Consider the following 25,747-nt stretch of genomic DNA (forward strand, 5'->3'; position numbering starts at 1 on the left):
AAAATCCCCCGGCAATTCACGGTCGGGGGTTCTTACTTTAAGGATATGATCATGGACATCCGGTCGATAGGCAGCGCCCCACAGTCAGGACCACAGATCAGCAGTAAGCAAGTCACGTCTGATGCTGCAAACATCAAAGTAAATTTTGCGTCCTCAGCAGCAGAAGTCAGTAAAGAAAAGGATGCCAGCGCGCAGAAATCTCCGGATCTGAAACAGGTAAATCAGGCGGTATCTGATATCAATAAGACGATCCAAGCCTTATCTCAGGATTTGCAATTCAGTGTCGATAAAGATTCTAACCGCGTCGTTGTTAAAATCATCGACCAGCAGACCAATAAAGTTCTGCGTCAGATCCCGAGTGAAGAAGCGCTTGAAATCTCGAAATCACTCGGTAAATTGCAGGGTTTACTGATCAAACAAGAAGCCTGAAAGACAATTCGCGCGAATAGACGGGATTTCCCCCCTTTTTACCGCGATTTGAATTCATGCCAGATTTGATACAGTAGTGACCAGTAAAGGAGAAATTCGTGGCAACTATTCAGTCAACTGGTGTCGGATCAGGATTAGACGTTTCAGGTATCATCAGCAAACTGATGGCTGCTGAAAGTGCTCCACTGATCAAACTGGCACAAAAACAAGCCAGCTATCAAGCCGACCTGACTGCATACGGAAGTCTGCAGGGCTCTCTTAGCAGTTTACAGTCCTCTCTCTCTGTTCTGAACAACCCCAGCACCTTCAAAACACTGACTGCGAATGTCGGCGACAACAGCATCTTCAATGCGACAACAAGTAGCACTGCATCAGCAGGTAGCTACAATATTTCCGTTTCACAACTTGCTCAGGCACAAACAATTTCCACCCCAGGTCAGGCAAGCACAACGGGAACGATTGGCGCCGGCACATCGACGACACTGACATTTCAGTTCGGCACCATTTCAGGCGGAACATCAACTGGCGGCGTGTATTCAGGAGCAAGCTTTACCCAAGATGCTGCGCAGGCTTCCGGTACCGTAACGATTGACAGCACCAATAATTCGCTTCAAGGTATTCGAGATGCAATTAATAATGCCAAAGTTGGTGTGCAGGCATCAATTGTTGGCGATGGCAGTGCCACTCCCTACCACCTGGTACTGACATCAGCGAAAACCGGACAAACTTCCAGCATGAAAATCTCTGTTACAGGAGATGCAGCACTCCAGAGTTTGTTGTCTTACGATCCAGCGGGAACACAAAATCTGACAGAACTCACAACCAGTCAGAATGCAAAACTGACTGTCAATGGCATTGCCGTCAGCAGTGCCAGCAACAGCGTCAACACCGCAATTCAGGGCGTAACACTGAACGCGTTTAAGGTTGGTTCAACAACATTAAATGTTAGCAATAACACCAGCAACATACAAAGTGCAGTGACAAGTTTCGTGTCTGCATATAACAGTCTTCAGTCAACAATGGGAACTGTGACTGCTTATAATCCGACCACAAAAGCAGCAGGCGCCTTGCTGGGTGATTCCACAACACAAACGATTCAAAATCAGATTCGCAGTACCTTGTCTTCGGCAGTAAACGGACTCGGTGGCAATCTGACATACCTTGCACAAGTTGGCATCAGCTTTCAGCGCGATGGCACACTCGCCGTTGACAACAGCAAACTCCAGACCGCTTTAACCAGCAACTTTTCTGAGCTGGCGGGTTTATTTACTGCCGCAGGTAAGAGTACCGACAGTCTGGTCAGTTTTGTAGGCTCAACCAATAATTCAACACCAGGCACTTACCCAATAAAAATCACTCAAATGGCGACGCAGGGTGTGCTGACAGGCGATCTTGATCTGAGTACAGGGCCAACGACCATCGCTTCAGGCACCAGCATTAAAGTAACCATTGACGGCATTTCTGCTGATGTGGGCTTGACCGCCGGTAGCTATACAGCCTCCAGCCTGGCATCAATGATACAAGCAGCAGTGAATGGAACCAGTGCATTCAGCTCAGCTGGCCTCTCGGTCAGTGCATCTATTACTGGCTCCGGCTTCCTGAGCATGACCTCCGCCAGCTATGGCAGTAATTCAAAAGTAACGCTTGCAGACAAAGCTGGAACTTCAGTTTCGCAACTATCCGGAACTGTCACAACAGGTAGTGCTGGAATGAATGTCGCGGGAACAATTAATGGAGTCGGGGCGACCGGTTCAGGGCAAATCCTTACCGGATCATCCGGCACCAGCGTAGAAGGGCTACAAGTCCTGGTTACAGGTGGCTCAACGGGTGACCGAGGCTCCATCAGTTTTTCAAAAGGCTATGCCCACAATCTGAACCAGACTCTGAGCGGCATACTGGGAACAAAAGGAACTCTCAGCAATGCGACTGAAGGAATTAACAGTTCAATCAAAGATCTTCAAAAACAAAGTGAAGTAATCAGCAAACGTCTGACACAAGTTCAAGCAAGATATCAGGCTCAATTTGCCGCACTGGATAAAGTGATTGCAAATTTAAATGCAACACAATCGTATTTGACGCAACAAATCAATGTACTGAATGGTTCGTCCACTAAGTAACGCATTAACAAAGAGGAACTCAACATGTTCGGATCCGCATCTTCGGGCGTGAGCGCATATTCAAAAATCGGCGTTGAAACCGGTGTACTGGCTGCGTCGCCACACAAACTGATCGTCATGTTATTTGACGGAGCGATCGTTGCTCTCGGAAATGCATTATCACAAATGCAATCCAGCGACATCCCCGCCAAAGGTAAGTCAATCTCGAAAGCGATTGCAATTATCGACAATGGATTGCGAGCCAGCTTAGATAAGAGAATTGGCGGCGAAATTGCATTAAACCTCGATTCCCTATATGAGTACATGAGTCGCCAGTTGCTGTTAGCAAATCTGAACAATGACGAAGCTAAAATTACTGAAGTACAAAATCTGCTGCGCGATTTGAAGAGTGCATGGGAAGCCATTTCTCCGGAAGGAGCAAAAAACACTGCCAGCACAACAGCGCCCACCCCAACACAAACCATTGAGGCCTGATAATGATCGAAGGTACTGAAATCGTTACGATGTATGAACATGTCGCGACCATTACCGCACAAATGCTGAATGCAGCAAAAGAACGTGACTGGGAAAAACTATCCTTACTAGAAGATGACTGTACGCGAGAAGTGGATAGAATACGGGCTTACGATTCTGTGACACCACTTACTCCGGAACTCAGACAAAGAAAAGTGCGTGTCATTCAGCAGATTCTGGCGGATGACAGGCAAATCAGAGATATCACAGAACCCTGGATGGCGGAATTACAGCAATTAATGCGCAGTTCATCAACCAGTCTGAAGCTCAATAAAACCTACGCCGTTTAGTATGCCCCGCCTCGACAGTCTATATACCCAGATCAGCGCTGTCGGGGCGCTTTCTGCAACGCCCAAAATTCAGGCGAATCTGCACGATACTACCCTGCTGTTTTCACAACTGCGTCAGGGGCAGGTATTCAGTGCTGAAGTCATCAGCAAAACTGAGCATTCCACTTATTCAATACGCATCGGACAGCAAATGATAGAGTTGCCGCTGCAAGAAGAATTGAACTCTGGGGATACTTTACAGATACGGCTGACAAGTCATACTCCAGAAGTGCAGATAACCGTTCTACCTTCAAAATCATCACACGCAGAACCTCATCTGTTTCAACTCGAACACCTGAACGGGAAGATTTTCTTCCGCGAATTAAATCTACCGTCCGGTTCACCACCCCCGACGGCAACAAATTCGAGTATTGCGGATCTCAGCCCCGCAGCATATCTGCTGGATCAACTGACAAATGAAGTACGCGCCTCAAAGGAAAGTGCTGTCACGCATTTAACTGACATACAGTTTAATCCCGGAGAGCGCGAATCGATACGTCGCCACCTTGAACTTGCACTCAGGCACAGTGGACTATTTTTCTTTTCACATGTGAAAAAATATGTTGAAGGGCAATTTCCGGAAACCAACCTTTCACTTGATATGTCAGCAATACGCCGGGAAGAATCTCCGCTACCAGAGACATTACTTAAACAACAAATTACTGTACTTGAAAATAATGTCGTTCATTTAAAGTTTGCCGCTCCGGAAACTGTCGAAATCCAGTGGAAAATACAACGCGATAACCATGCGGGGCAAAATGCGACGCCTGCCGAAAGAATTGAAACCTGGCAATCAGAAATGCAACTCTCATTCCCCGCACTGGGAACAGTTTTGGTTAAATTGATGCTTTTTGGCAACAATTTATCGATGCAATGCACTCTTCCGAAAGGTCCTTCGGATGCCCTGCAAAAGGAACTTCCAACATTACAATCCAGGTTGCGTAATGTCGGACTGAATGCACAAATTCATGTTGATGAGCTGCCATGAAAAATGCTGAAGAATTGAAAAGCGCCGTAGCACTAGCTTATCAGGAAGGAGAGTTTGCACCAAAAGTCGCAGCGAAAGGTAAGGGGCTTATTGCTGAGCAAATCATCGAATTAGCAAAGCAGCACGGTGTGCATGTGCATGAGTCAAAAGAACTTGTAGGATTACTCATGCAAGTTGACCTTGACGATCACATCCCTCCCGCGTTGTATACGGTTGTTGCAGAACTGTTAGCTTGGCTTTACCATATAGAAGCAGAGCAAGCTGCGGGCAAATCCCCAATTAGTCCCCGCGAAGGCCCGGGAAATCCAGATAAAACATAACAATAGCGAATATGCCTTTGTCACCAACTTTTGGCACCGAAAATCTGAGTCCGTTTCAGGTTGAGTCACGGCGCGAAATTATTTCATTGCTCAAAGGATTGCAAAACAGCAATCAATTAATCAGCATGCTGATTAATGGCGGATCTGAGGTATTTATCACTTCTATTCTCGAAGTTGATGAACAAAATGATACTGTGATTATCGACAGTGCACCGGACAATATGGCGAACGAGCGTATTGCCCAATCCGATCGCGTTTCTTTTGAAGGATTGCTCGATAAAATAGGCATTCAGTTTGCAGCCGGAAAAATTACCCGCGTCAGCTTTGAAAATCGCCCTGCACTGCAATTCAGTATTCCGGGTAGCCTGATCAGATTACAGCGCAGAGAATATTATCGTATCAACACACCACTCTCTACGCCAATCAAAGTCAGCATTCCCGCGGATATTGATGGTCGCATCGTTGTGCTGCATCTCACTCTGGTTGATATCAGTTGCGGCGGCATTGCCATTCTTGATGAAAAGAAAGTACTGGATTGTACAGTCGGAAAAACGTATGAACACTGCCACCTGGATTTACCAAGCACCGGACCCATCACTGTGACTTTGCAAATCAGAAATTCTCAGGAGCTAGTATTACTGAACGGAAAAACCAACCGTCGTATCGGCTGTCAGTTCATCAATCTTTCCAACTCGGTACTGAGTGGCGTACAGCGCTACATTATGAAACTTGAGCGCGAGCGGAACTCGCGCCTGAATGGCATTCGTTAAATACGTCAAATCTGCATATTCATAATGTCATGATATGCAGATACCAGCTTATTTCTCACCTGCACAGTAGTCTGAAACGAAATACTCGCTTTTTGCGCCGAGATCATAACATCTGACAAACTGACTTTGTCATCCCCCAGAGCAAACTGTTCGCCTAGCTTTTTCGATGCACTCTGAGCACTGTTAACTTGATCAAGTGAAGCTTTCAGGGCTTCAGCAAAATCAATTTTCGGTGCCTCAGCCGGCGTTACAGTATTTCGAACAGGCGGCTGTACGCCTTCCATCTTTGCAGCAGCTGCACGGATTTGCGCCATCATCGCCGTGATCTGACTGCGGTCTATACCATTTATCGACATTGTCGCTCCTGATTGTTCAGAACTGCCGCTACGTATCAAATTGCGGTTTTCTGAACGATAAGTTATCAGGTTCTTTTTTTCTTATTCAGAGGAATAAACAGGTAATTACCTCCTTTATCGCGGCATTCAAAAACCGCATTTGGTACAAAATGTGGGTAACGGGTAAGAGTCGGCATATAGCGCTGATAGCAGCACCGGCAACGAATTGACGAGCACGTAAAATAATGACAATACTCACGGTAAATGAGGTGAATAATGGCAACGGCTGATACAAGTATTTCTCCGGAGCAAATGCAAGAAACTCCTGACGAAACGCCGAAAATTTTCGGGATTCGCCAGACGCCAGGTATCCGGATGGCAATGCTATCCGGAGGAGCAGCACTGGTTGTTGCTCTGATGGCGGGTATCTGGCTGTGGAGCCAGCAGCCCGATTACAAAGTGTTATTTTCGAACTTCAACGACCGTGACGGAGGCGCAATTGTCGCCTCGTTACAGCAAATGAACGTCCCGTATAAATACTCAGAAACAGGTAACGCCATCCTTGTGCCCGCAGCACAAGTGCATGACGCTCGCCTTAAACTGGCATCGCAAGGCTTACCAAAAGGCGGCAATGTTGGTTTTGAACTAATGGAAAATCAGAAACTCGGCATTTCCCAGTTTCTGGAGCAAGTAAATTTCCAGCGCGCTCTTGAAGGCGAGCTTGCCCGTTCAATTCAGGCGCTGGCATCCGTACAAACAGCCCGGGTTCACCTTGCCATTCCGAAACAATCCGTCTTTATCCGAGATCAGCAAAAACCAACTGCATCTGTATTGCTGAATCTTTATCCAGGCCGCAATCTCGATATTCCGCAAGTCAGTGCAATTGTGCATTTGGTTGCCAGCAGTGTCCCGGATCTGCCAACCGCAAATGTGTCTATTGTTGACCAAAATGGAAATTTGTTATCCGACCCGGCACGACTTGCGGCGAATCAGGAAAAAAATAAACTGGATCCGGCTCAACTCAAATACATCAAAGACTATGAAGAAGGCATTGTAAAGCGGGTTGAATCGATTATTGCCCCGATAGTCGGTACGAATAATGTGCATGCACAAGCAACTGCAGATATTGACTTCTCACGCTCTGAACAAGCCGCTGAAAGCTATCGCCCCAATTCACCTCCTGAGGCATCTGCCATACGCAGCCAGCAGTCGAGTGAGGTTTACAACAAAAACGATGGCCCGTCCGGTGTACCGGGTGCGCTGACCAATCAGCCACCCGCCCCTGCGACCGCGCCATTGGTCACCGGGAATGCTACAACAGCCTCGGGGGCGGCGGCGAACGGTGTCGTACATAAAGATTCGACTGTGAATTACGAAGTCGATAAAACAGTGCGATATACCCAGCAAGCGATGGGTGGCGTAAAACGACTGACGGTTGCTGTTGTCGTCAATTACAAAAATGAAGTCGACAAAAACGGCAAAAGCACTCCGCGTCCTCTGACAGATCAGGAAAAAGAACAAATCACCGCTCTGGCAAGAGAGGCAATGGGTTACAACAAAGACCGTGGCGACTCTATAAGTGTTGCGAACAGCCTGTTTATCCCGGATGAAAAAGAGACGGTGGATACACCGCTGTGGAAACAGCCGGAGATGCTGACTATCGCAAAAGAGCTTGGTAAATATCTGCTGATGGCAATCGCTTTTGCCTACCTGTTCTTTGGATACCTGCGCCCTATCCTCTATAAAATGATGGGACGAGACCTTGCGAAAGAGAAGGCGGAAAAAGAAGCGAAGGCAAAAGCAGAAACCGAGGCTAAACTCGCAGCAGAAGCGGCAGCCAAGGCAGAGGAAGAAGAACGCAAAGCGGCGGCTGAAGAAGATGGCGCCGACATTGATGATGACGGATCAGTGGTCGAATTATCCGGTGACGGCATGGATGCACAAGAAGGCCACAAACCACAATCGATTTACGAGCAGAACCTTGCACTTGCCAGAGAACTGGCGATGAAAGATCCGAAAATTGTGGCGCAGGTTATTAAGAAATGGGTGAACAATGAGTGATGATGGCGTACAAAAAGCCGCAACATTTATGCTGGCTTTAGGCGAGGATGGCGCTGCGGAAGTCATGAAGTTTCTTGGCCCGCGTGAAGTTCAAAAAATCGGTGCCACCATGGCAACGATTGGTCCGATCCCGCATGAAAAAATTGCGAAAGTCCTCGAAGAATTCAAGTCTGAGGCCGATATGAGTTCATCTGTCGGCCTTGACTCAGATGACTATATTCGCAATGTTCTGACAAAAGCACTGGGTGACGACAAGGCTTCATCGCTGCTGAACAGGATTCTCGGTGGTAAGGATGCCAGCGGCATTGAAAGTCTGAAATGGATGGATGCACAGTCTGTTGCTGACCTGATCAAGAATGAACATCCGCAAATTATCGCCACTATTCTCGTTCACCTTGAAAGTGATCAGGCTTGTGAAATCCTGAATCATTTCTCTGAGCGTCTCAGGAATGATGTTGTATTGCGGATCGCAACACTGGACGGCATTCAGCCGACCGCTTTGCGGGAACTGAACGACGTCTTAACAAAACTGTTAACAGGCAATGAAAGTCTGAAGAAAAAATCGATTGGTGGCGTGCGCGCTGCTGCGGAAATTCTGAACTTTATGAGCGGAGAAAATGAAGCTTCCGTTATGGACAATCTGCGCAAGTACGACAATGACATGGCTGAGAAGATCATGGATGAAATGTTTGTCTTCGACAACATCATGGATATCGATGACAAAGGCATTCAGCTATTGCTGCGCGAAGTTCAGTCTGATTCTCTGATCGTTGCACTGAAAGGTGCAAGCCAGGAAATGCGTGAAAAGATTTTCCGCAATATGTCTGCCCGTGCAGCGGAAATGATGCGAGAAGACCTCGAGTCTAAAGGCCCTGTCAGACTTTCTGAAGTTGAAACGCAGCAGAAACAGATTCTGATTGTTGTACGCCGCCTCGCGGATGAGGGTCAGATCATGCTGGGTTCAAAAGGCGATGACGCTTATGTCTAATATTATCCGAGACCCATCGCCGGGTGTTTTCCGCAAATGGGAATTCACCGGCTTCGGTCAACCTGCAATATCAACAGCAACGCAGTCGGAAGTGCTGTCCTCGATCACCAGTGAGCCAGCCCAGCAGTTTGCGGAGCCGGAACCCGAACCTGCGCCGCCTGCTGTCACAGAAGAAGAGCTGAATGCAATTCGCGAACAAGCACGTCAGGCAGCATACGAAGATGCATATCGCAGCGCTTATGAGCAAGGCCTGATCGAAGGCCGTGACGCGGGATATAAAGAATTGCAGGAAACCATTGCAGCGGAACAGCAAGCCCTACAGGCACTTGCTGAAAATATGTCGCAACAGTTCAGTGCATTTACTTTGCAGGCAGAAAAAGACATTCTTGCACTCAGTCTGGATATCGCAGAAATGATTCTGAAAACCAGTCTTCAGCTGAATCCGGAATCTATTCTTCCGGTGGTGAGGGATGCAGTCGCGCAAATTCCGGTCACACAAAAAAATATCGAAATTCAGGTAAATCCTGATGATGCGACACAAGTCAGCGAAGCATTGCTGCATGGTATTCAGCAACTCGGATGGCGCGTGGTTGCAGACCCTAACCTGAGCAGAGGCGGATGCGTCATTGAAACTCCCAGTAATGTGATTGACGCCAGCATAGAAACCCGATGGCAGCAGGTACAGGCTGCTATTCACCACAGTATGAATGCTGCAGGCGCACCATGAATACTGTCAATGAACGCTGGAGCAATCTGATACAGTCGACAAGGCGGCAACTCGACGAGGTTGAAGGTGCCACGATTGCAGGACGGGTTACCAAAGTCACAGGACTGGTAATGGAAGCCGTCGGCTTGCGCCTGCCCGTTGGAAGTGCTTGCAGCGTACATCTTGCCGCAGATCAGTCGATTGATGCAGAGGTCGTCGGTTTTGACGGCGACAAATTATTCCTGATGCCGCATTCAGATCTGGGTGGGGTTACACCCGGTGCACCGGTCTTTCCTGAGCAACCGGTCACGAAATCCGGTGGATCCGGTGCAAAACAAATTGACCGTACACGAAAACTACCTGTCGGTTTTCAATTACTGGGGCGCGTTGTTGACGGTAACGGAAGACCGCTTGATCAGCACGGACCGCTCGATCAGTCAGTCAGCGCACCATTGGGTGCACGCATTTATAACCCACTGGAGCGCGCCCCAATCAAAGACACACTGGATGTCGGCGTACGTGCAATTAATGCCATGCTGACCGTCGGTCGTGGTCAGCGTCTTGGCCTGTTCGCCGGTTCCGGTGTTGGTAAGAGCGTATTGCTGGGCATGATGGCCCGTTACACTGAAGCAGATGTGATTGTTGTCGGACTCATCGGCGAACGGGGACGCGAGGTTAAAGAGTTTATCGAGCAGATTCTTGGCGAAGAAGGACTTGCGAGATCCGCCGTTGTTGCTGCACCTGCCGATGCCCCGCCACTGCTGCGACTTCAGGGTGCGGCGTATGCGACAACAATTGCGGAATTTTTCCGTGATCAGGGATTGAACGTTCTGCTGATTATGGATTCGCTGACCCGCTATGCCATGGCACAGAGGGAAATTGCACTGGCTATCGGTGAACCACCTGCAACGAAAGGCTATCCACCTTCCGTTTTTGCAAAATTGCCGGTTCTGGTTGAACGTGCTGGTAACGGAAAAGAAGGTGGTGGATCAATTACTGCTTTTTACACTGTCCTGACCGAGGGCGATGATCAGCAGGATCCGATTGCAGACTCTGCACGTGCGATTCTTGACGGTCACTTTGTTCTCAACAGACGCCTTGCTGAAAGTGGTCACTATCCGGCAATTGATATTGAACAATCGATCAGCCGGGCAATGCACAGCATTACCACACCCGATCATCAGCAACTTTCACGCAAGCTCAAGCAATTGTATTCGCGCTATGAACGCAGCCGCGACCTGATCAGCGTGGGTGCCTATGTACCGGGATCAGATCCGCAGGTTGACGAGGCGATACGGCTTTATCCGAGAATTACCGCTTTCCTGCAACAAGGCATTCATGAGCGATCCGGCATAACGCAGAGCTTGGGGGAACTTCAGGCTCTGTTCGAAGGATAGAAACAGCAGAAACCAGGCTAGACTGAAAAAACGATGGCACAACAATCTGCAATTGCGACGCTGATTGAGCTGGCGGAAAAAGATGCTGATGAGGCAGCAAAGGTGCTGGGTAAAGCAATCAGTGCCCATGAAGATACCATCAGCAAACTGAATCTGTTACTGCAGTACCGCAGTGATTATGAAGCAAAACTGCAAAACATGGCTGCCGATGGGTTAACGATTTCACAATTTTCGAATTTTAATGCTTTTATTGCGAAACTGGATGAAGCAGTCAACGGACAGCAGATGGTGGTCAGAGATGCAGAGCGACGCGTTGAGCTTGCGAAAAGCAACTGGCAGGCAATTGAAAAGCGACGACTGTCTTACCAGACCCTGAAAAACCGTGCAGACACCGCGCAGCAACAGAAAGAAGCCAAGCGAGACCAAAAACAGACTGATGACTTTGCATCCAGGTCTTATCTCAACAAATTAAGAAACGGTTAGCATCATGACACCGATCCTGACAGTAGCAAATATGATTGACGGCACAAATGCCCTCAAAAGCAAATCCGCTCAAAAGAGTGAATTAAACCAGGGATTCGGACAGCAGTTTGCCAGAGCATTGGCAAATACCAAATCACAAAAATCAACCATTGATGCGGTCGGAAACGACGATAAAACAATTTCCTCACTCAAAACGCAATCGTCAGATTCTAAGTCGGCGAACTTTGATGCTAAAAAGGATATTGTCGCGACGCAAAACCTGAATTACCGCAGCAATCAGGATGACATTAGCGCTCCTGCTGGCAAACTTCGCGACAAAAATGTACAGATTAATCCGCTGAAACCGAATACTGAAAATAGTGACAACATCGGTACCGGAAAAATTATGGCTGACACCACTGACACAAGCTTGCCTGTCAGGAAAAAGAATGACGACGAAGCTACTGCGTCCGGCGACGTCAGTACAATGTTACTGGCGTTGCAGTGGATGCACGCCGACCCGGTTAAGCCACCGTCCGGAGACGAAACAAAAAACAATATTGATCCGGGAACTGCGGTAACTGCAGATCCTTTACCACCGACCTCTCATTCAGAGATGAACATTGGCTCAGACCCGGGAGTTCAGGTGACCGCGGATCCATTGAAGCAATCTGCCGATCCGGCTGTCAGCTTTGGCACAGATCCCGGTACGCAGGTTACTGCAGACCCGAAATCAGATGCGCGTAACCGTCTGGACAACACAGTTGACCGACATCGTTCACAGCGTAATGATGATACTGAAACAACAAGCCAGGGCAGCCCTCTGAATAGCAGTAGTGTTCAGGTACAAAGCATTTCAGGACAAGCCTCTGTTCAACCTACACAGGCACAAAGCAGCTTTACGTTACCGGAACTGAACCAGCAACAAAATAAACTGGCAGAACAAGCTGCCCCGACAGCAATTACAAACATTCCGACACAAACAAACAGTAATTTGCAAGCTGAAGTTGTGCGGGCATTCACTAATGCATCCGGAACCGAAGCTTCTGCGCAGAAAAAAGCCGCTGACCGAAGCACAGCGCAATCTGCTGATATCGCACTGAAACGCCGGTCCGATACGGAAAAAACTGACGGCACTGAAGCACAGGCGGCTGTGAAAGCTGAAGCAGCACCAACGCCGCTGGAAAACAAGTTCCGTACGATGCTCGATGAGTTCAGAATACCGAAAACCGAGGTTAATTCACGATCCGGCGATGCGACGACTGAATCCGCAGCAAATACAATCCGTAGTTTTGGGGACGCAATACGTACGTCTGAGACTTTCCAAACTGCCAGCCAGCAAATTACGCAGCCCAACCGTATTCCGGTGAAAGTCGGTAACGATGGCTGGAATACTGCAATCGGTCAGCACATGCTGCGCATGAGCGCAGAACAAATGAAAACTGCTGAACTGGAACTGAATCCTCCGGAGCTTGGACCGCTGAAGGTCGTACTGGACTTGCAAAGCGATCAGTTAAGCACAACTTTCGTGACCGGCTCAGCGCAAGTACAACAGGCGCTGGAAGCATCTGTGCCACGCTTACAGGAAATGATGAGTCAGGCTGGTTACCAGTTGAATCAGGTAAATGTGCAAACTGCATTCAGTGACGGGCAACGAGAGCCTCAACAGCAAGCGCAGTTCACCGGCACCACGCGCCAAAATGGTTCCGCGTCAGTGAATAGCGAAAGCAACGGCGGTACACCCGACATCGCCGTACAGCGTGCGCAAAACCAGCGCCAAGGCGGCGTTGACATGTTTGTGTAACAGATCAGCTGGAAAAGCAGGAGGTGGTACGGGTAGAATAAGAGACAAGGAATAATAGCGGATAATGACAGTAAACACCGGTGGCAATTAAGGTAAAACAGGAATAAGCACCGGTTTCCTGCTGTTTTCTGCGGTCTGTAAGATCCGACAATCTACTACACTATCTGAACAGTCTCTGATGAGCTAAGAAAGGAAGATCATGGCAAAGGCACCTGCCAAAGCTGCGAAAGGCGCTGAAGAAGCACCTGCCGGCGCGGGAAAATCGAAAAAGAAACTAATCATCATCATTGCGGCAGCGCTGGTGGTGCTGGGTGCGGGCGGTGGTGGTGCAGCTTTTTTCCTGATGAAAAAAGGCGGCAAAAAAGAAGCTGAGCACAAAGAAGAAGTCGCGAAACCGAAGGTATTCGTCAATCTCGATCCGTTTACGGTCAATCTGCAATCTACGGACGGTGATAAATATCTGCAACTCACCATGAGCCTGGAAGTAGAAGGTGACGAAACTGCCGCGGCAATTAAAAATAATATGCCGCAGGTAAAGAGCCGCATTATTCTTTTGCTGTCCAGTAAGCAGGCTGACGAAGTTTTATCGCAGGAAGGTAAAGATAAGCTGGTAGAAGAAATTATTGAAAAAGTTTCTGATCCGTTTGTACCGAAAGGTGATCACCAGAAAGTCACCGGTGTGTATTTCACCTCTTTTGTAGTTCAATAAGCCATGTCTGACAATTTTCTCTCGCAGGAAGAAGTCGATGCCCTTCTGAAAGGTGTTACCGGTGATACCGATGACGCAATGTCTCAGGAGGATAACTCCGGCGTTCGTCCGTATAACCTTGCCACACAGGAGAGGATTGTCCGTGGCCGTATGCCAACGCTGGAAATCATCAACGAGCGTTTTGCCCGTCTGGTGCGCATTGGTTTATTCAATTTTTTACGTCGCAGTGCTGAAGTTTCCGTAGGCACCGTACGCGTTTCCAAATACAGCGAATTTATCCGTAACCTGGTCGTTCCGACCAATCTGAATCTGGTTCACATGAAGCCGCTGCGCGGCACAGCCCTGATCGTCATGGACCCGGGGCTGGTATTTTTGCTGGTCGATAATCTGTTTGGCGGCGATGGCCGCTTTCACACCCGTGTTGAGGGCCGTGATTTTACACAGACAGAACAGCGGATTATTCATCGTATTCTGGAAATTCTGTTTGAAACTTATTCCAAATCCTGGGAACCGGTATATCCGGTAGAGTTTGAATATATTCGTTCAGAAATGAATACCCAGTTTGCAAATATTGCAACACCAAACGAAGTCGTTGTTTCAACTACATTTACCATCGAATTAGGCCCGGTAAGCGGTGAAATGCATATCTGCATGCCCTACTCCATGATTGAACCCATTCGCGATTTGCTGACTAGTAGTCTGCAGGGTGAAACGCTGGAAGTGGATAAACGCTGGGTGCGTCTGATGACGCAGCAGATTCAGATTGCAGAAGTAGAGATGATTGCCGACTTCGGAACCGCACGGGTCACACTCGGCGATTTGCTGAACATGAAAGTCGGCGACATCATTCCCGTGCATGTGCCGGAAATCATTACCGCAAAAGTCGACGGTACGCCGGTAATCGAATGCCAGTACGGCGTCTCAAACGGACAATATGCGCTGAAAGTCGATAAATTACTGAGTTCCAGCGTACAGGAAGTTATACAAGGAGAGAATCATGGATGAAAGCGGAGATACAATCTCGGATGATGATTGGAGCGCCGCCATTGCGGAACAGGAGCGTGCCGAAGCCGCTGCTGCTGCCGCATCTGCACCATCATCTGCCCCGAAAGCAGAGCCGACTGCGGCACTGTTTCAGGACTTCAGCGCGAAGTCGGTTCATGCAGAAACGCAGAACGATATCGACTTCATTATGGATATTCCGGTTCAGCTGACCGTTGAACTGGGCCGCACCAAAATCGCGATTAAAAATCTGCTGCAACTGGCACAAGGGTCGGTGGTAGAGCTTGACGGTCTGGCGGGTGAACCGATGGATGTGCTCGTCAATGGCTGTCTGATTGCGCAGGGTGAGGTCGTGGTTGTGAATGACAAATTCGGTATCCGCCTGACGGATATCATTACACCGGCTGAACGGATACGTAAACTCAACCGATGAAATTACCTTCAATACTTACTTTCAGCGGACTGGCCCTCACCTGCCAGTCCGTTTTTGCTGCTGAAGCAGTCAGCACACCGGCAACCGGTTTTCTGCAAATCATGCTCGCGCTGTTATTCGTGATTGCCCTGATGCTGGCACTGGCATGGGTGATGAAACGCGTTTCCCCGCTGCAGGGTCAGCAGCAACTGGGCATGAAGGTGATCGGCGGCCTGCATCTTGGTCAGCGCGAAAAAATCATGGTCGTTGAAATCGGTGATCAGTGGCTGGTTCTCGGCGTCACGCCAACGCAGATTTCACGTCTGGAATCCTTGCCACGCCAGGAACACTTGCTGCAAAACGGAACACCGTCAAACGGCACCGCGTTTCAGAGCTGGTTACAGTCCAGAATCGCCAAACGCGCAGAGCAACAGGATACAAGGAGCAGCAAATGAAATCTGTCCTGAAATCCTGCGCAACGGGTATTGCAGGTTTTGCGGTAATTGCTGCAATGCTGGCATTGCCGGAAGCGGCATTCGCCCAGGCACTGCCGGCGATCACTTCCACGCCTGCCGGTGGCGGCGGACAAAATTACTCGCTCAGTATTCAGACCCTGCTGTTTCTGACTTCACTGAGTTTTATTCCGGCAGCGGTACTGATGATGACCGGATTTACCCGCATCATCATCGTGCTGTCGCTGCTGCGTCAGGCGCTTGGTACACAGTCAGCGCCACCGAATCAGGTTCTGGTTGGTCTGGCATTGTTTCTGACATTTTTTGTGATGGGGCCGGTGTTCGACAAAATCTATACTGATGCCTATCAGCCGTTCTCGGAAAACAAAATCACCATGACCGAGGCCATGGAAAAAGGCGCAATGCCGTTGAAAGAATTCATGATGCGGCAAACCCGTCAGAGCGATCTGGCGCTGTACGTCAAACTGTCCGGCACACCGGCATTGCAAGGCCCTGAACAAGTGCCGTTGCGTATTCTGGTACCGGCCTTCGTGACCAGTGAACTGAAAACCGCGTTTCAGATCAGTTTTGCGATTTTTATCCCGTTTCTGATTATTGATATGGTGGTCGCCAGTGTCCTGATGTCGATGGGTATGATGATGGTGTCGCCCTCCATTGTTTCTTTACCGTTCAAACTGATGCTGTTTGTTCTGGTGGATGGCTGGCAGTTGTTAATCGGCTCGCTGGCGCAAAGCTTTTACTGAGGAATGACATGACTCCTGATACCGTCATGAATATGGGACGCCAGGCCATGGAAGTCATGCTGATGGTGTCGGCGCCGCTGCTGCTGGTGGCGCTGGCGGTTGGTCTGATTATCAGTATTTTTCAGGCGGCAACGCAGATTAATGAAACCACGCTGTCGTTCATTCCGAAACTGGTCGCCATCTTTATTACGCTGATTATTGCCGGCCCGTGGATGCTGACCATCATGCTCGATTACATGCGGCAAATGATCACCGGCATCGCCACGATGGCGGGCTGATCCCGGTATGATCAGCATTTCCAGCCAGACACTGATCGAACTGGTCACCGGCTTTTTATGGCCGCTGACCCGCATCCTCGGTGTACTGGCGATTGCGCCGCCTTTCGGCAACAGCACCATCCCTATGCGCATCAAGCTGATGCTGGGTGTTTCTGTTGCGATGGTCGTCAGCCCCATGCTACCCAAAATGCCAGAGGTTGATCCGGTTTCGCTGTCAGGCATGGTCATCACTGCGCAGCAACTGGTGATTGGCCTAGCCATGGGCTTTGTGATGCGTGTCGTATTCGCCGGCATTGAAATGGCGGGCGAGATTGCCGGTATGACGATGGGTCTGGGGTTTGCCACCTTTTTCGACCCACAAACCCACGGCCGCTCATCGGCGATTGCGCAGTTTCTGGTACTGACCAGTACTCTGCTGTTCGTTGTGGCAGACGGGCATCTGGCGATCATTACCGCCATTGTTGAAAGTTTCCAGAAAATCCCGGTCACCACCGATGTGAGGCAAGGCTTCGCGTTTTACCGGCTTGCAGTCTGGGGAGAGCAGATTTTCATCGCTGGTGTGAAGCTGTCTTTGCCTATCGTCGCTGCCCTGCTGATCACCAATATCGCACTTGGTATTCTGACGCGCGCCGCACCGCAGCTGAATATTTTCGGTATCGGCTTTCCGATTACCATCAGCGTCGGCTTTTTAGTGCTGACGCTGCTGATGCCGTATCTGACCACGCCGATCCAGCAACTGATCGGCAGCGGCCTCAGCCATATGAGCGACGGCGGCAACCCGCGCATCGCCAATCAGCCGCCACCACCACCCAAACCCTGACGGAGCACCTATGCCCTACCCTTTGATTCCGGCTGCCCATTTGCGCCTTTATCCGGTTTCTGCGATACGGGCAATGGAGCAAGCCAGCGATAACCAGCAAGCACCGGTCAGCCTGATGGAACGTGCTGCCGCCGCAGCAATGCGTCTGGTCACAACGCTGATGCCGGAACCCGGCGCCGTGCTGATACTGGCCGGACCGGGAGACAACGGCGGCGACGCCGCGCTGCTGGCCGCCATGCTGGCCAGTGCCGGTTACAGCGTCGATATTTGCGCCTTGCTGTCCGGTGCCTTATCTGCCGACAGTCAGGCCAGCTGGCAACGCTGCAGCCACAGCAGCGCGCGCCGCATACAGGCAGAGCAACTAACCGCCGTACATGGCTATTTTCCATATCAGCTGATCATCGACGGCCTGTTCGGCATCGGTCTGAGTCGCCCGGTCAGCGGCCTTGCCGCAGATCTGATCCGCGCCGTCAACCGCGCCAGCGAATTGCAAAGAATTCCGGTGATAGCGCTGGATATACCGAGCGGGCTCAGCGCCGACACCGGTGCCGTGGTTGGCGGTACACAAGGCATTGCCATACGTGCCAGCCACACGCTGAGCTTTCTCGGCAACAAGCCCGGCCTGCACACCGCCGATGCCAAAGACTATGCAGGACACGTCATCATCGATTTTCTGGAAGCCAGTGTTTCTGCCGACGTCCGGGAAACCGGTGTGCTGAACTGCGCAAATACCCTGCCTGCGATGCCCAAACGGGCTGGTAACAGCCACAAAGGCAGTTTCGGTGATGTACTGATTGCCGGTGGCGCTGCCGGTATGAGCGGCGCCGTGCTGCTGGCCGCCCGCACTGCCCTGTTCAGCGGAGCCGGACGCGTGTATGCAGGCATGCTGGAAGCGATTGCAACAGACTATCTGCACCCCGAACTGATGTGCCGCCCGCTGCAACAGCACGTTTTGCAAAAAGAAATCATCGTCGCCGGACCCGGACTGGGCCAGTCTGACAGCGCGGCAACTGAACTGGCACGCCTGATTGCCGCAAACCACACCATGGTTCTGGACGCTGATGCGCTGAATCTGCTAGCACAGCAAACGCCGCTGCAATCGGCGCTGCAACAGCATACCGCTGAAAAAATCCTGACCCCGCACCCGCTGGAAGCTGCACGACTGCTGAACTGGACAGTCGCTGAAGTACAGGCAGACCGCATCGCCGCCGCCAGCGAACTGGCGCACCGCTATCAATCCGTGATTATTCTCAAAGGGGCAGGCAGCGTACTGTGCCAGCCGGGGAATGCCCAGTACCGCATCAACACCAGCGGCAATCCTGCGCTGGCCACCGGCGGCACCGGCGACGTATTAGCAGGCCTGTGCGGCGCATTGCTGGCGCAAGGCTTAACTGCGTGGGATGCAGCCTGCCTCGCCTGCTGGCTGCACGGCACCGCCGCGGATGACTTATGCCTGAACGGCACCGGCCCGGTCGGCCTGACTGCCAGCGAACTGATCCCCGCCATCCGCCGCGCCCTGAACCAGCACATCGCACTGGGCCAGCTGTAAGCCCGTCAGCGCAACCGTCATTGTGCAGCGATCGTCATCTGATCATTTGCAAGAGCCAGACTTTCTGCCGACGACCGCCGGATCGGTGTGCCGGAATCCGCATTTGGGGTGTTTTTAGGGGTTTTCTGGGGGAGGTACAGCAAAAGCCCAGACATCCGCCACAAAAACAAAAAAACGCCGTTCTCCCCAAGGAAAACGGCGTTCATTTTTTGATGCTAACTGGTTCAGCTGACCGGCGCTTAATCCACCAGACTGTTGATCTGATCAATATTCAGCTTTTCGCAGGCGGGCATTTCTTCGCAGCGGATACCGGCCTGTTCAATCAGCGCTGTCAGTTTTTCGATTTGCTCTTGCTGAGAAACCGCGTGGTCGATCAGTTTATGCAACACTTTAGCGACCGGATCATCAATGCTTTGGGTGACGCCATAAGCTGCAAACAATTGGGCGCTGCCGGAGTCTGCGGAGGCGGTTTCTTTGCGGATGATATGCGCCGGATTACCGACGGCGGTACAGCCTGCAGGCACGGGTTTTAACACGACGGAATTCGAGCCGATTTTCGCGCCCTGCCCGACTGTAAAGCCGCCCAGCACTTTGGCACCGGCACCGACAATCACGCCGGATTCCAGCGTCGGGTGGCGCTTTGCACCGCGTGTCAGCGACGTGCCGCCGAGCGTAACGCCCTGATAAATCGTGCAGTCATCGCCGACTTCCGCTGTTTCACCAATCACCACACCGAAACCGTGATCGATAAATACGCGGCGGCCGATGGTGGCGCCCGGATGGATTTCGATACCGGTCAGCACACGCGCCACATGCGAGATGAAACGTGCCAGCCATTTTAAGCCGCGTTTCCAGCACCAGTTTGCCCAGCGGTGCATCAGGATGGCCTGAAAGCCGGGGTAACACGTGATCACATCCCAGGCGTTACGGGCGGCGGGGTCACGTTGGATGATACTGGCGATATCTTCGCGCAATTGGCTGAACAACATAAACAGAGGGAATTCGATATTCGGAAAACGACAATAGTAATGCATTCCGGTTTTTGCTGCCGGAATGCACGGCAGGCGCTTACAGACGCTGGCGACGTGCCTCGTAAAGGCAAACGCCGGAAGCGACGGAAACGTTCAGGCTTTCTACCGATCCCATCATCGGAATGTTGACCAGATAATCGCAGGTTTCGCGCGTCAGGCGGCGCATACCTTCGCCTTCCGAACCCATCACCAGCGCAGTACCGATTTTCATATCCGCCTGATAGATAGTTTTTTCTGCGTCATCGGATGTACCGATGACATAGATATCGCGCTCTTTCAATTCGCGCAGTGTACGTGCCAGATTAGTGACGGTGATGTAAGGCATAGTTTCTGCTGCACCGCTGGCGACTTTGGCGGCGGTTGCGTTCAGGCCGACAGCACGGTCTTTCGGTGCGATCACCGCGTGTGCACCGGCGCCGTCTGCAACACGCAGGCAGGCACCCAGATTGTGCGGATCGGTAATACCATCCAGTACCAGCAGCAATGGCGGACCTTCTACTGCATCCAGCAATTCATCCAGCGTGCGTGCCAGCGATACCGGCGCAGCTTTGATCACAACGCCCTGATGGCGACGGGTACCCACCATGGCAGACAAACGCTGATCGTCAGCATGAATCACGCGCACACCAGCGGCTTTTGCCACCTGCAGCAAATCGCTCATGCGGCGGTCGTGGCGCTCGGCATCAATGTACAACTCATCCACAGACGACGCTTCAAAACGAATACGGGAAGTAACGGCGTGAAAGCCGAAGGTAAATTTACTTTTCATGACAATACTTTCTTAAGACTGGCGGTGGCATCCATGCCACCGCGCAAAGAGGATCAGCGGCGTTTGCGGCCACTTTTCGCAGAGGATGAACGTGCCACTGCTTTTTTCTTACTGACCGGTGAAGCCGGTGCTTTGCCCTTGGCAGGGCGGGACTTTTCTGCCGGCGCTGCGACTGCAGCTTTTTTCGGCGTCTGGGCTTTTTGTTTGTTCGGAACAAACCAGCCTTCATCTTCATCCGTACGTTTCTTTTCAGGACGGCGTTCGCCGCGACGACCGACGGCCGCTGCGCTGGCACCGGCCAGTGCCAGATCAATACGGCGCGAATCCAGATCGACACGGCTGATCTGGATCTGCACTTTATCCATCAACTGATAACGCTTACCTGTGCGTTCGCCGCGTAATTCGTGGCGGGCTTCATCGAACTGGAAGTAATCTGCACCCAGCTCAGTGATATGCACCATGCCTTCGACAAAGATTTCATCGAGCTGCACAAAAATACCGAACTGAGTAACACCGGTAATCGTGCCCTGAAATTCTTCACCAAGGCGATTGCGCATGTAATAGCACTTCAGCCAGTTTTCGACATCACGCGATGCTTCATCGGCACGACGCTCATTCGAAGAGCAATGCAGACCCAGCAACTCCCACATTTCCAGATCATCCGGCGGGCCTTTTTTCGGCTTTTTCTCCGGCTTCACCGGCGCTTTGGCATTGCGCGAATTCTTGGCAACCGGCACCGCGGTATTCAGCAGACTCAGATCAATCCCGGTCGGCTTATAGGTTTCACCGGCGATAATCGCTTTGATGGCGCGGTGCGTCAGCAAATCCGGATAACGGCGGATCGGCGATGTGAAGTGGGTGTATGCCTCGTACGCCAGACCAAAGTGACCCAGATTATCCGGGCTGTACATTGCCTGCTGCATAGAACGCAGCAACATGGTTTGCAGCAATTGCTCGTCCGGACGGCCTTTGATTTTGTTACGCAGCTCAGCATAATCCGAAGCCTTTGGACTGTCACCACCCGGCAGCGACAAACCAACCTGACGCAGATAATTGCGCAGAGTGGTCAGTTTTTCTTTAGTCGGGCCGGAGTGAACGCGATACACACCAAGATGCTTGTAGGTTTGCAGCAAATCGGCAGCGCAAACGTTCGCCGCCAGCATGCATTCTTCAATCAGACGATGCGCATCGTTGCGAACGCGCGGAATAATCTTCTCGATCTTGCCACCGCTGTTGCAAACGATGTAGGTTTCAGTCGTATCAAAGTCAATCGCACCGCGTGCCTGACGCGATTTCAGCAAGACCTGGAATACTTCATACAAGTGCTGCAAGTGCGGCACAATCGCTGAACGTTTAGCCGCTTCAGGGCCTTTGGTGTTCCCCAGAATCGCCGCAACTTCGGTGTATGTCAGACGTGCTGCAGAGTGAATCACCGCTGGATAGAACTGATATCCGTGCATTTCACCGTCTTTGGTGATCACCATGTCGCAGACCAGCGTTAAGCGTTCCACATCCGGATTCAGCGAGCACAAGCCGTTCGACAGTTTTTCCGGCAGCATAGGAATCACGCGGCGCGGGAAGTACACCGAAGTACTGCGCAGCAAAGCATCACGATCCAGCGGTTGCCCCGGCTTCACATAATGGCTGACATCGGCAATCGCCACCAGCAAACGGTAAGCCTTGTTACGGCCCAGTTTGACCGGTTCGCAATAGACAGCATCGTCAAAGTCACGTGCATCTTCGCCGTCGATCGTTACCAGCGGAATATCGCGCAGATCAACGCGGTCTTTTAAATCTTTCTTTTGTACGGTGCCCGGCAGTTTTGCGGCGGCATCCAGTGCTGCATCGGAAAACACATGCGGCACGCCGAATTTACGCACTGCAATTTCGATTTCCATACCGGGATCATCAATACCCCCCAGCACTTCGGCAATTTTGCCAACCGGTTGCGCATAGCGGCTCGGCTGCTCCAGCAATTCGACACTGACAATTTGTCCGGCCAGATTTTTTGCCGGCGTTTCTGCCAGCAGGATATCGTGCTGAAAGCGTTTATCTTCCGGCACCACCAGCCACACACCGTTTTCCTGCAGCAGACGGCCAACCACGTGGGTATTGGCGCGCTCAGTGACTTCAACGATAGAACCTTCGAGACGCCCTTTTTTATCCGCACCTGCAACGCGCGCCATCACGCGGTCGCCGTGCAATACCTTTTGCATTTCGCGTTCCGGCAGGAACAGATCGGCACTGCCGTCATCCGGCGTCAAAAATCCGTAGCCTTCGCGATGACTGCTGACCCGGCCAGAAATTAAGTGATCCTGAGAAGTCAGTTTGAACTGGCCACGACGGTCTTGTCGTACCTGGCCATCACGTTCCATCGCGCTTAGTCGTTTTGACATGCCATCTAACTCCTCGGGTTTGACGTTCAGAGCAAGCCCCAGATCTGCAAGGCTCAATGCTTGCTGCGTTTGGCGAAATACGCCGAGAATCTCTTCACGGCTTGGTATTTGATATGCGTATATTTTCAATGAATACTTTTCTGTAATTAATCAGGTTGTTTTATCCGGTTTTCATCAGGAAATCCGGCACTCGCGTTTGCATTTCTGTTGCAACAATGGCGACTGATCATCAGCCTGAACAAATCTCCTGGCTGAGCAATTTATAAAACTTCGTTAGTTTAACGGAGCATGCCCTGAAGTGCTAACACAATCGTTCGCCAATACCTTGATTTAGCAAGGAAAATTATCACTCACGGCAGCATTGCGCGCTTTTTACTTGCTTTTACGAATCTCAACCGCTATTATGTATGACTTCTGTCGCCCACGTGGCGGAATTGGTAGACGCGCATGGTTCAGGTCCATGTGCCGCGAGGTGTGGGGGTTCGAGTCCCTCCGTGGGCACCAAAATTCAAAACCCGGTTAATGCAAATTAACCGGGTTTTTCGCTTTCTTAGCCAGATATTTCCCGACAATTGCCGTTTTACACCAACCCGAACACCAGCCGCAAACACAGCAAGCGCATAAGCTGCCGCAAAATCGCACAGACTTAGCGTATCTTGCTTTTTACCCCAGCCTCCCCTATAATCTCGGTCTTCTGTCGCCCACGTGGCGGAATTGGTAGACGCGCATGGTTCAGGTCCATGTGCCGCGAGGTGTGGGGGTTCGAGTCCCTCCGTGGGCACCAAAATTCAAAACCCGGTTAATGCAAATTAACCGGGTTTTTCGCTTTCCGAGCCGGATATTTCCCGGCAATTGCCGCTTTGTGCCAAGCCGAACACCAGCCGCAAGCGCAGCAAACCCGCACAAAATCGCACAGGCTTAGCGCATCTTGCTTTTTACCCCATCCTCCCCTATAATCTCGGTCTTCTGTCGCCCACGTGGCGGAATTGGTAGACGCGCATGGTTCAGGTCCATGTGCCGCGAGGTGTGGGGGTTCGAGTCCCTCCGTGGGCACCAAAATTCAAAACCCGGTTAATGCAAATTAACCGGGTTTTTCGCTTTCCGAGTCGGATATTTCCCGGCAATTGCCGCTTTGTGCCAAGCCGAACACCAGCCCCAGGCACAGCAAGCGCATTTAACCGCCGCAAAGTCGCACACACCTCGCGCATCTTGCTTTTTACCTCATCCTCCCCTATAATCTCGGTCTTCTGTCGCCCACGTGGCGGAATTGGTAGACGCGCATGGTTCAGGTCCATGTGCCGCGAGGTGTGGGGGTTCGAGTCCCTCCGTGGGCACCAAAATTCAAAACCCGGTTAATGCAAATTAACCGGGTTTTTCGTTTTACGCCCCACGTTGTCGTTGCCTCATCACAAGCACAGAACACGCTGCACGCCACCGGAATCGCAGATCAGGCTAAGCCAAAAATTCCAGCCAATTGCAAACCTCCGCCAGACACATACTTACCCAACCCATTTACCACACAAAGAGCTAGCGCACGCGCACAGAACCTCGCCATCCATTCAGGACTATGCCGCAATCCGCATTCATTACTTTCGGAGAGCCAGACTTTCTGCCGACGACAGACAGATCGCTATGCAGAACTCCGCATTTAAGGCATTTTCAGCCTATCTTAGCCCTCTCCCCCACTCCTCCCAACACAGAAGAAGGCACATAAAAAAACGCCATTGCACATCAGTGCAATGGCGTTTGAACCCTTGTGTAACCGGTGATCAGTTACAGGTCAGATTATTGCTCACCTTTTTTAATCCAGGCAGCCAGCTGATTCGGACGAATACTGTCGTACTCTTCGAACGGCTGATGAATCCACGGATTGGTTGGCAGGTAGTCCAGATAGTATTCCGGCTCAACGGTTGAACAGGCTTTGTACCAGATCACCGCAGATTTCACTTCCGTAACACCCTGATAGTTTTCGCGCAAATGTTTCAGAACGCGCTCCAGCGTCACACCGGAATCCACCAGATCGTCGACCACCAGAATGCGACCTTGCAGGCTACCCTTGCTCATAGAGATGTGCTTACTGATATCCAAATCACCCTGCACGGTACCCGCTTCAGCGCGGTAAGAGCTGGTAGACAAAATAGCCAGTGGCACGTCAAAAATGCGGGAGAACACATCGCCCGGGCGCAAGCCGCCGCGCGCGAGGCACAATACCTGATCAAACTGCCAGCCCGACTCATGCACTTTGAGTGCAAGCTGCTCGATGGAGCGATTATACGACTCCCAGGATACCCATAAATGCTTGTCAGTCGAGTCTGGTAAGCTCATAACAATCTCATCTTTCCTTGT

26 protein-coding genes and 4 tRNA genes are annotated in these 25,747 nt (G+C 51.1%); 25 read left to right on the plus strand and 5 right to left on the minus strand.

Going from position 1 to position 25,747, the window contains the following annotated elements; translation table 11 throughout:
- The first annotated feature begins 51 nt into the window (after nucleotides 1-51).
- From IE092_RS15020 to IE092_RS15050, 7 genes are all read left to right on the plus strand, one after another.
- Nucleotides 52-429: a flagellar protein FlaG gene (locus IE092_RS15020; RefSeq protein ID WP_189358019.1), complete on the plus strand. Its 378-nt coding sequence runs from the start codon at nucleotides 52-54 to the stop codon at nucleotides 427-429.
- Between the two features lie 98 nt (nucleotides 430-527).
- Nucleotides 528-2,546: a flagellar filament capping protein FliD gene (fliD, locus tag IE092_RS15025; RefSeq protein ID WP_189358020.1), complete on the plus strand. Its 2,019-nt coding sequence runs from the start codon at nucleotides 528-530 to the stop codon at nucleotides 2,544-2,546.
- A gap of 24 nt (nucleotides 2,547-2,570) precedes the next feature.
- Nucleotides 2,571-3,020, plus strand: coding sequence for a flagellar export chaperone FliS (gene fliS / locus IE092_RS15030; protein WP_189358021.1), 450 nt, complete (start codon nucleotides 2,571-2,573; stop codon nucleotides 3,018-3,020).
- A gap of 2 nt (nucleotides 3,021-3,022) precedes the next feature.
- Nucleotides 3,023-3,349 (plus strand): flagellar protein FliT, encoded by a 327-nt coding sequence (locus IE092_RS15035; protein WP_189358022.1) that lies wholly within the window; start codon nucleotides 3,023-3,025, stop codon nucleotides 3,347-3,349.
- A gap of 1 nt (nucleotide 3,350) precedes the next feature.
- Complete coding sequence (locus tag IE092_RS15040; RefSeq protein WP_189358023.1) at nucleotides 3,351-4,376, plus strand: flagellar hook-length control protein FliK; 1,026 nt, start codon at nucleotides 3,351-3,353, stop codon at nucleotides 4,374-4,376.
- Complete coding sequence (locus IE092_RS15045; RefSeq protein WP_189358024.1) at nucleotides 4,373-4,696, plus strand: EscU/YscU/HrcU family type III secretion system export apparatus switch protein; 324 nt, start codon at nucleotides 4,373-4,375, stop codon at nucleotides 4,694-4,696. The genes IE092_RS15040 and IE092_RS15045 overlap by 4 nt, the downstream gene beginning before the upstream one ends.
- 17 nt (nucleotides 4,697-4,713) lie before the next feature.
- A complete protein-coding gene (locus IE092_RS15050; RefSeq protein ID WP_229793203.1) occupies nucleotides 4,714-5,466 on the plus strand; it encodes a flagellar brake protein in 753 nt (250 codons plus the stop codon).
- A gap of 5 nt (nucleotides 5,467-5,471) precedes the next feature.
- Here IE092_RS15050 and fliE read toward each other — a convergent pair whose 3' ends face one another.
- Complete coding sequence (gene fliE / locus IE092_RS15055) at nucleotides 5,472-5,822, minus strand: flagellar hook-basal body complex protein FliE (protein WP_189358113.1); 351 nt, start codon at nucleotides 5,820-5,822, stop codon at nucleotides 5,472-5,474.
- Nucleotides 5,823-6,113: 291 nt separating this feature from the next.
- On the opposite strand from fliE, the gene fliF reads away from it, so the two are divergent.
- The 14 genes from fliF to IE092_RS15125 all read left to right on the plus strand — a co-directional run bounded on the left by fliF (nucleotide 6,114) and on the right by IE092_RS15125 (nucleotide 19,205).
- Complete coding sequence (gene fliF / locus IE092_RS15060; protein WP_373295338.1) at nucleotides 6,114-7,862, plus strand: flagellar basal-body MS-ring/collar protein FliF; 1,749 nt, start codon at nucleotides 6,114-6,116, stop codon at nucleotides 7,860-7,862.
- Nucleotides 7,855-8,850, plus strand: a complete 996-nt coding sequence (gene fliG, locus IE092_RS15065) for a flagellar motor switch protein FliG (protein WP_189358027.1) — start codon at nucleotides 7,855-7,857, stop codon at nucleotides 8,848-8,850. The genes fliF and fliG overlap by 8 nt, the downstream gene beginning before the upstream one ends.
- Nucleotides 8,843-9,577: a FliH/SctL family protein gene (locus IE092_RS15070; RefSeq protein WP_189358028.1), complete on the plus strand. Its 735-nt coding sequence runs from the start codon at nucleotides 8,843-8,845 to the stop codon at nucleotides 9,575-9,577. Before fliG ends, IE092_RS15070 begins: the two co-directional genes overlap by 8 nt.
- Nucleotides 9,520-10,953: a flagellar protein export ATPase FliI gene (gene fliI / locus IE092_RS15075; protein WP_373295339.1), complete on the plus strand. Its 1,434-nt coding sequence runs from the start codon at nucleotides 9,520-9,522 to the stop codon at nucleotides 10,951-10,953. The genes IE092_RS15070 and fliI overlap by 58 nt, the downstream gene beginning before the upstream one ends.
- Before the next feature lie 33 nt (nucleotides 10,954-10,986).
- The gene (gene fliJ / locus IE092_RS15080; RefSeq protein WP_189358030.1) at nucleotides 10,987-11,436 is read left to right on the plus strand and encodes a flagellar export protein FliJ; all 450 of its coding nucleotides are present in this window, start codon (nucleotides 10,987-10,989) and stop codon (nucleotides 11,434-11,436) included.
- A gap of 4 nt (nucleotides 11,437-11,440) precedes the next feature.
- A complete protein-coding gene (locus IE092_RS15085) occupies nucleotides 11,441-13,219 on the plus strand; it encodes a flagellar hook-length control protein FliK (RefSeq protein WP_189358031.1) in 1,779 nt (592 codons plus the stop codon).
- A gap of 199 nt (nucleotides 13,220-13,418) precedes the next feature.
- Nucleotides 13,419-13,928: a flagellar basal body-associated protein FliL gene (gene fliL / locus IE092_RS15090; protein ID WP_189358032.1), complete on the plus strand. Its 510-nt coding sequence runs from the start codon at nucleotides 13,419-13,421 to the stop codon at nucleotides 13,926-13,928.
- 3 nt (nucleotides 13,929-13,931) lie between these two features.
- A complete protein-coding gene (gene fliM, locus IE092_RS15095; protein WP_189358033.1) occupies nucleotides 13,932-14,933 on the plus strand; it encodes a flagellar motor switch protein FliM in 1,002 nt (333 codons plus the stop codon).
- Entirely contained in the window at nucleotides 14,926-15,363 is a 438-nt protein-coding gene (gene fliN / locus IE092_RS15100; protein ID WP_189358034.1) for a flagellar motor switch protein FliN, read from the plus strand. Before fliM ends, fliN begins: the two co-directional genes overlap by 8 nt.
- Nucleotides 15,360-15,797 carry a flagellar biosynthetic protein FliO gene (gene fliO / locus IE092_RS15105; protein WP_189358035.1) on the plus strand — a complete coding sequence of 146 codons (438 nt, stop codon included), beginning with the start codon at nucleotides 15,360-15,362 and terminating at the stop codon, nucleotides 15,795-15,797. Before fliN ends, fliO begins: the two co-directional genes overlap by 4 nt.
- A gap of 56 nt (nucleotides 15,798-15,853) precedes the next feature.
- A complete protein-coding gene (fliP, locus tag IE092_RS15110) occupies nucleotides 15,854-16,558 on the plus strand; it encodes a flagellar type III secretion system pore protein FliP (protein WP_229793210.1) in 705 nt (234 codons plus the stop codon).
- 8 nt (nucleotides 16,559-16,566) lie between these two features.
- On the plus strand, nucleotides 16,567-16,836 hold the full coding sequence (fliQ, locus tag IE092_RS15115) for a flagellar biosynthesis protein FliQ (RefSeq protein ID WP_189358037.1): 270 nt from the start codon (nucleotides 16,567-16,569) through the stop codon (nucleotides 16,834-16,836).
- A 7-nt stretch (nucleotides 16,837-16,843) separates the two neighbouring features.
- A complete protein-coding gene (fliR, locus tag IE092_RS15120; RefSeq protein WP_189358038.1) occupies nucleotides 16,844-17,656 on the plus strand; it encodes a flagellar biosynthetic protein FliR in 813 nt (270 codons plus the stop codon).
- A gap of 10 nt (nucleotides 17,657-17,666) precedes the next feature.
- The gene (locus tag IE092_RS15125; RefSeq protein WP_189358039.1) at nucleotides 17,667-19,205 is read left to right on the plus strand and encodes an NAD(P)H-hydrate dehydratase; all 1,539 of its coding nucleotides are present in this window, start codon (nucleotides 17,667-17,669) and stop codon (nucleotides 19,203-19,205) included.
- A 239-nt stretch (nucleotides 19,206-19,444) separates the two neighbouring features.
- Here IE092_RS15125 and cysE read toward each other — a convergent pair whose 3' ends face one another.
- The 3 genes from cysE to rnr all read right to left on the minus strand — a co-directional run bounded on the left by cysE (nucleotide 19,445) and on the right by rnr (nucleotide 23,530).
- Nucleotides 19,445-20,191: a serine O-acetyltransferase gene (cysE, locus tag IE092_RS15130; protein WP_189358114.1), complete on the minus strand. Its 747-nt coding sequence runs from the start codon at nucleotides 20,189-20,191 to the stop codon at nucleotides 19,445-19,447.
- Nucleotides 20,192-20,273: 82 nt separating this feature from the next.
- Nucleotides 20,274-21,005, minus strand: a complete 732-nt coding sequence (gene rlmB / locus IE092_RS15135; RefSeq protein WP_189358040.1) for a 23S rRNA (guanosine(2251)-2'-O)-methyltransferase RlmB — start codon at nucleotides 21,003-21,005, stop codon at nucleotides 20,274-20,276.
- Between the two features lie 53 nt (nucleotides 21,006-21,058).
- Nucleotides 21,059-23,530 carry a ribonuclease R gene (gene rnr, locus IE092_RS15140; RefSeq protein WP_189358041.1) on the minus strand — a complete coding sequence of 824 codons (2,472 nt, stop codon included), beginning with the start codon at nucleotides 23,528-23,530 and terminating at the stop codon, nucleotides 21,059-21,061.
- Between the two features lie 290 nt (nucleotides 23,531-23,820).
- Between rnr and IE092_RS15145 the strand changes: the two genes are divergently transcribed.
- The 4 genes from IE092_RS15145 to IE092_RS15160 all read left to right on the plus strand — a co-directional run bounded on the left by IE092_RS15145 (nucleotide 23,821) and on the right by IE092_RS15160 (nucleotide 24,738).
- Nucleotides 23,821-23,905 (plus strand) — tRNA-Leu (locus IE092_RS15145).
- Between the two features lie 195 nt (nucleotides 23,906-24,100).
- Nucleotides 24,101-24,185: transfer RNA gene (locus IE092_RS15150), tRNA-Leu, on the plus strand.
- A 187-nt stretch (nucleotides 24,186-24,372) separates the two neighbouring features.
- Nucleotides 24,373-24,457 (plus strand) — tRNA-Leu (locus IE092_RS15155).
- Nucleotides 24,458-24,653: 196 nt separating this feature from the next.
- Nucleotides 24,654-24,738, plus strand: a tRNA-Leu gene (locus IE092_RS15160).
- A 448-nt stretch (nucleotides 24,739-25,186) separates the two neighbouring features.
- On the opposite strand, the gene IE092_RS15165 is transcribed toward IE092_RS15160, so the two are convergent.
- The gene (locus IE092_RS15165) at nucleotides 25,187-25,726 is read right to left on the minus strand and encodes a phosphoribosyltransferase (protein ID WP_189358042.1); all 540 of its coding nucleotides are present in this window, start codon (nucleotides 25,724-25,726) and stop codon (nucleotides 25,187-25,189) included.
- Nucleotides 25,727-25,747 lie beyond the last annotated feature (21 nt).

It is taken from the genome of Cognatundibacterium squillarum (genome assembly GCF_014652435.1).
In the GTDB taxonomy this organism is placed as follows: Bacteria; Pseudomonadota; Gammaproteobacteria; order Burkholderiales; family Burkholderiaceae_D; genus Undibacterium; species Undibacterium squillarum.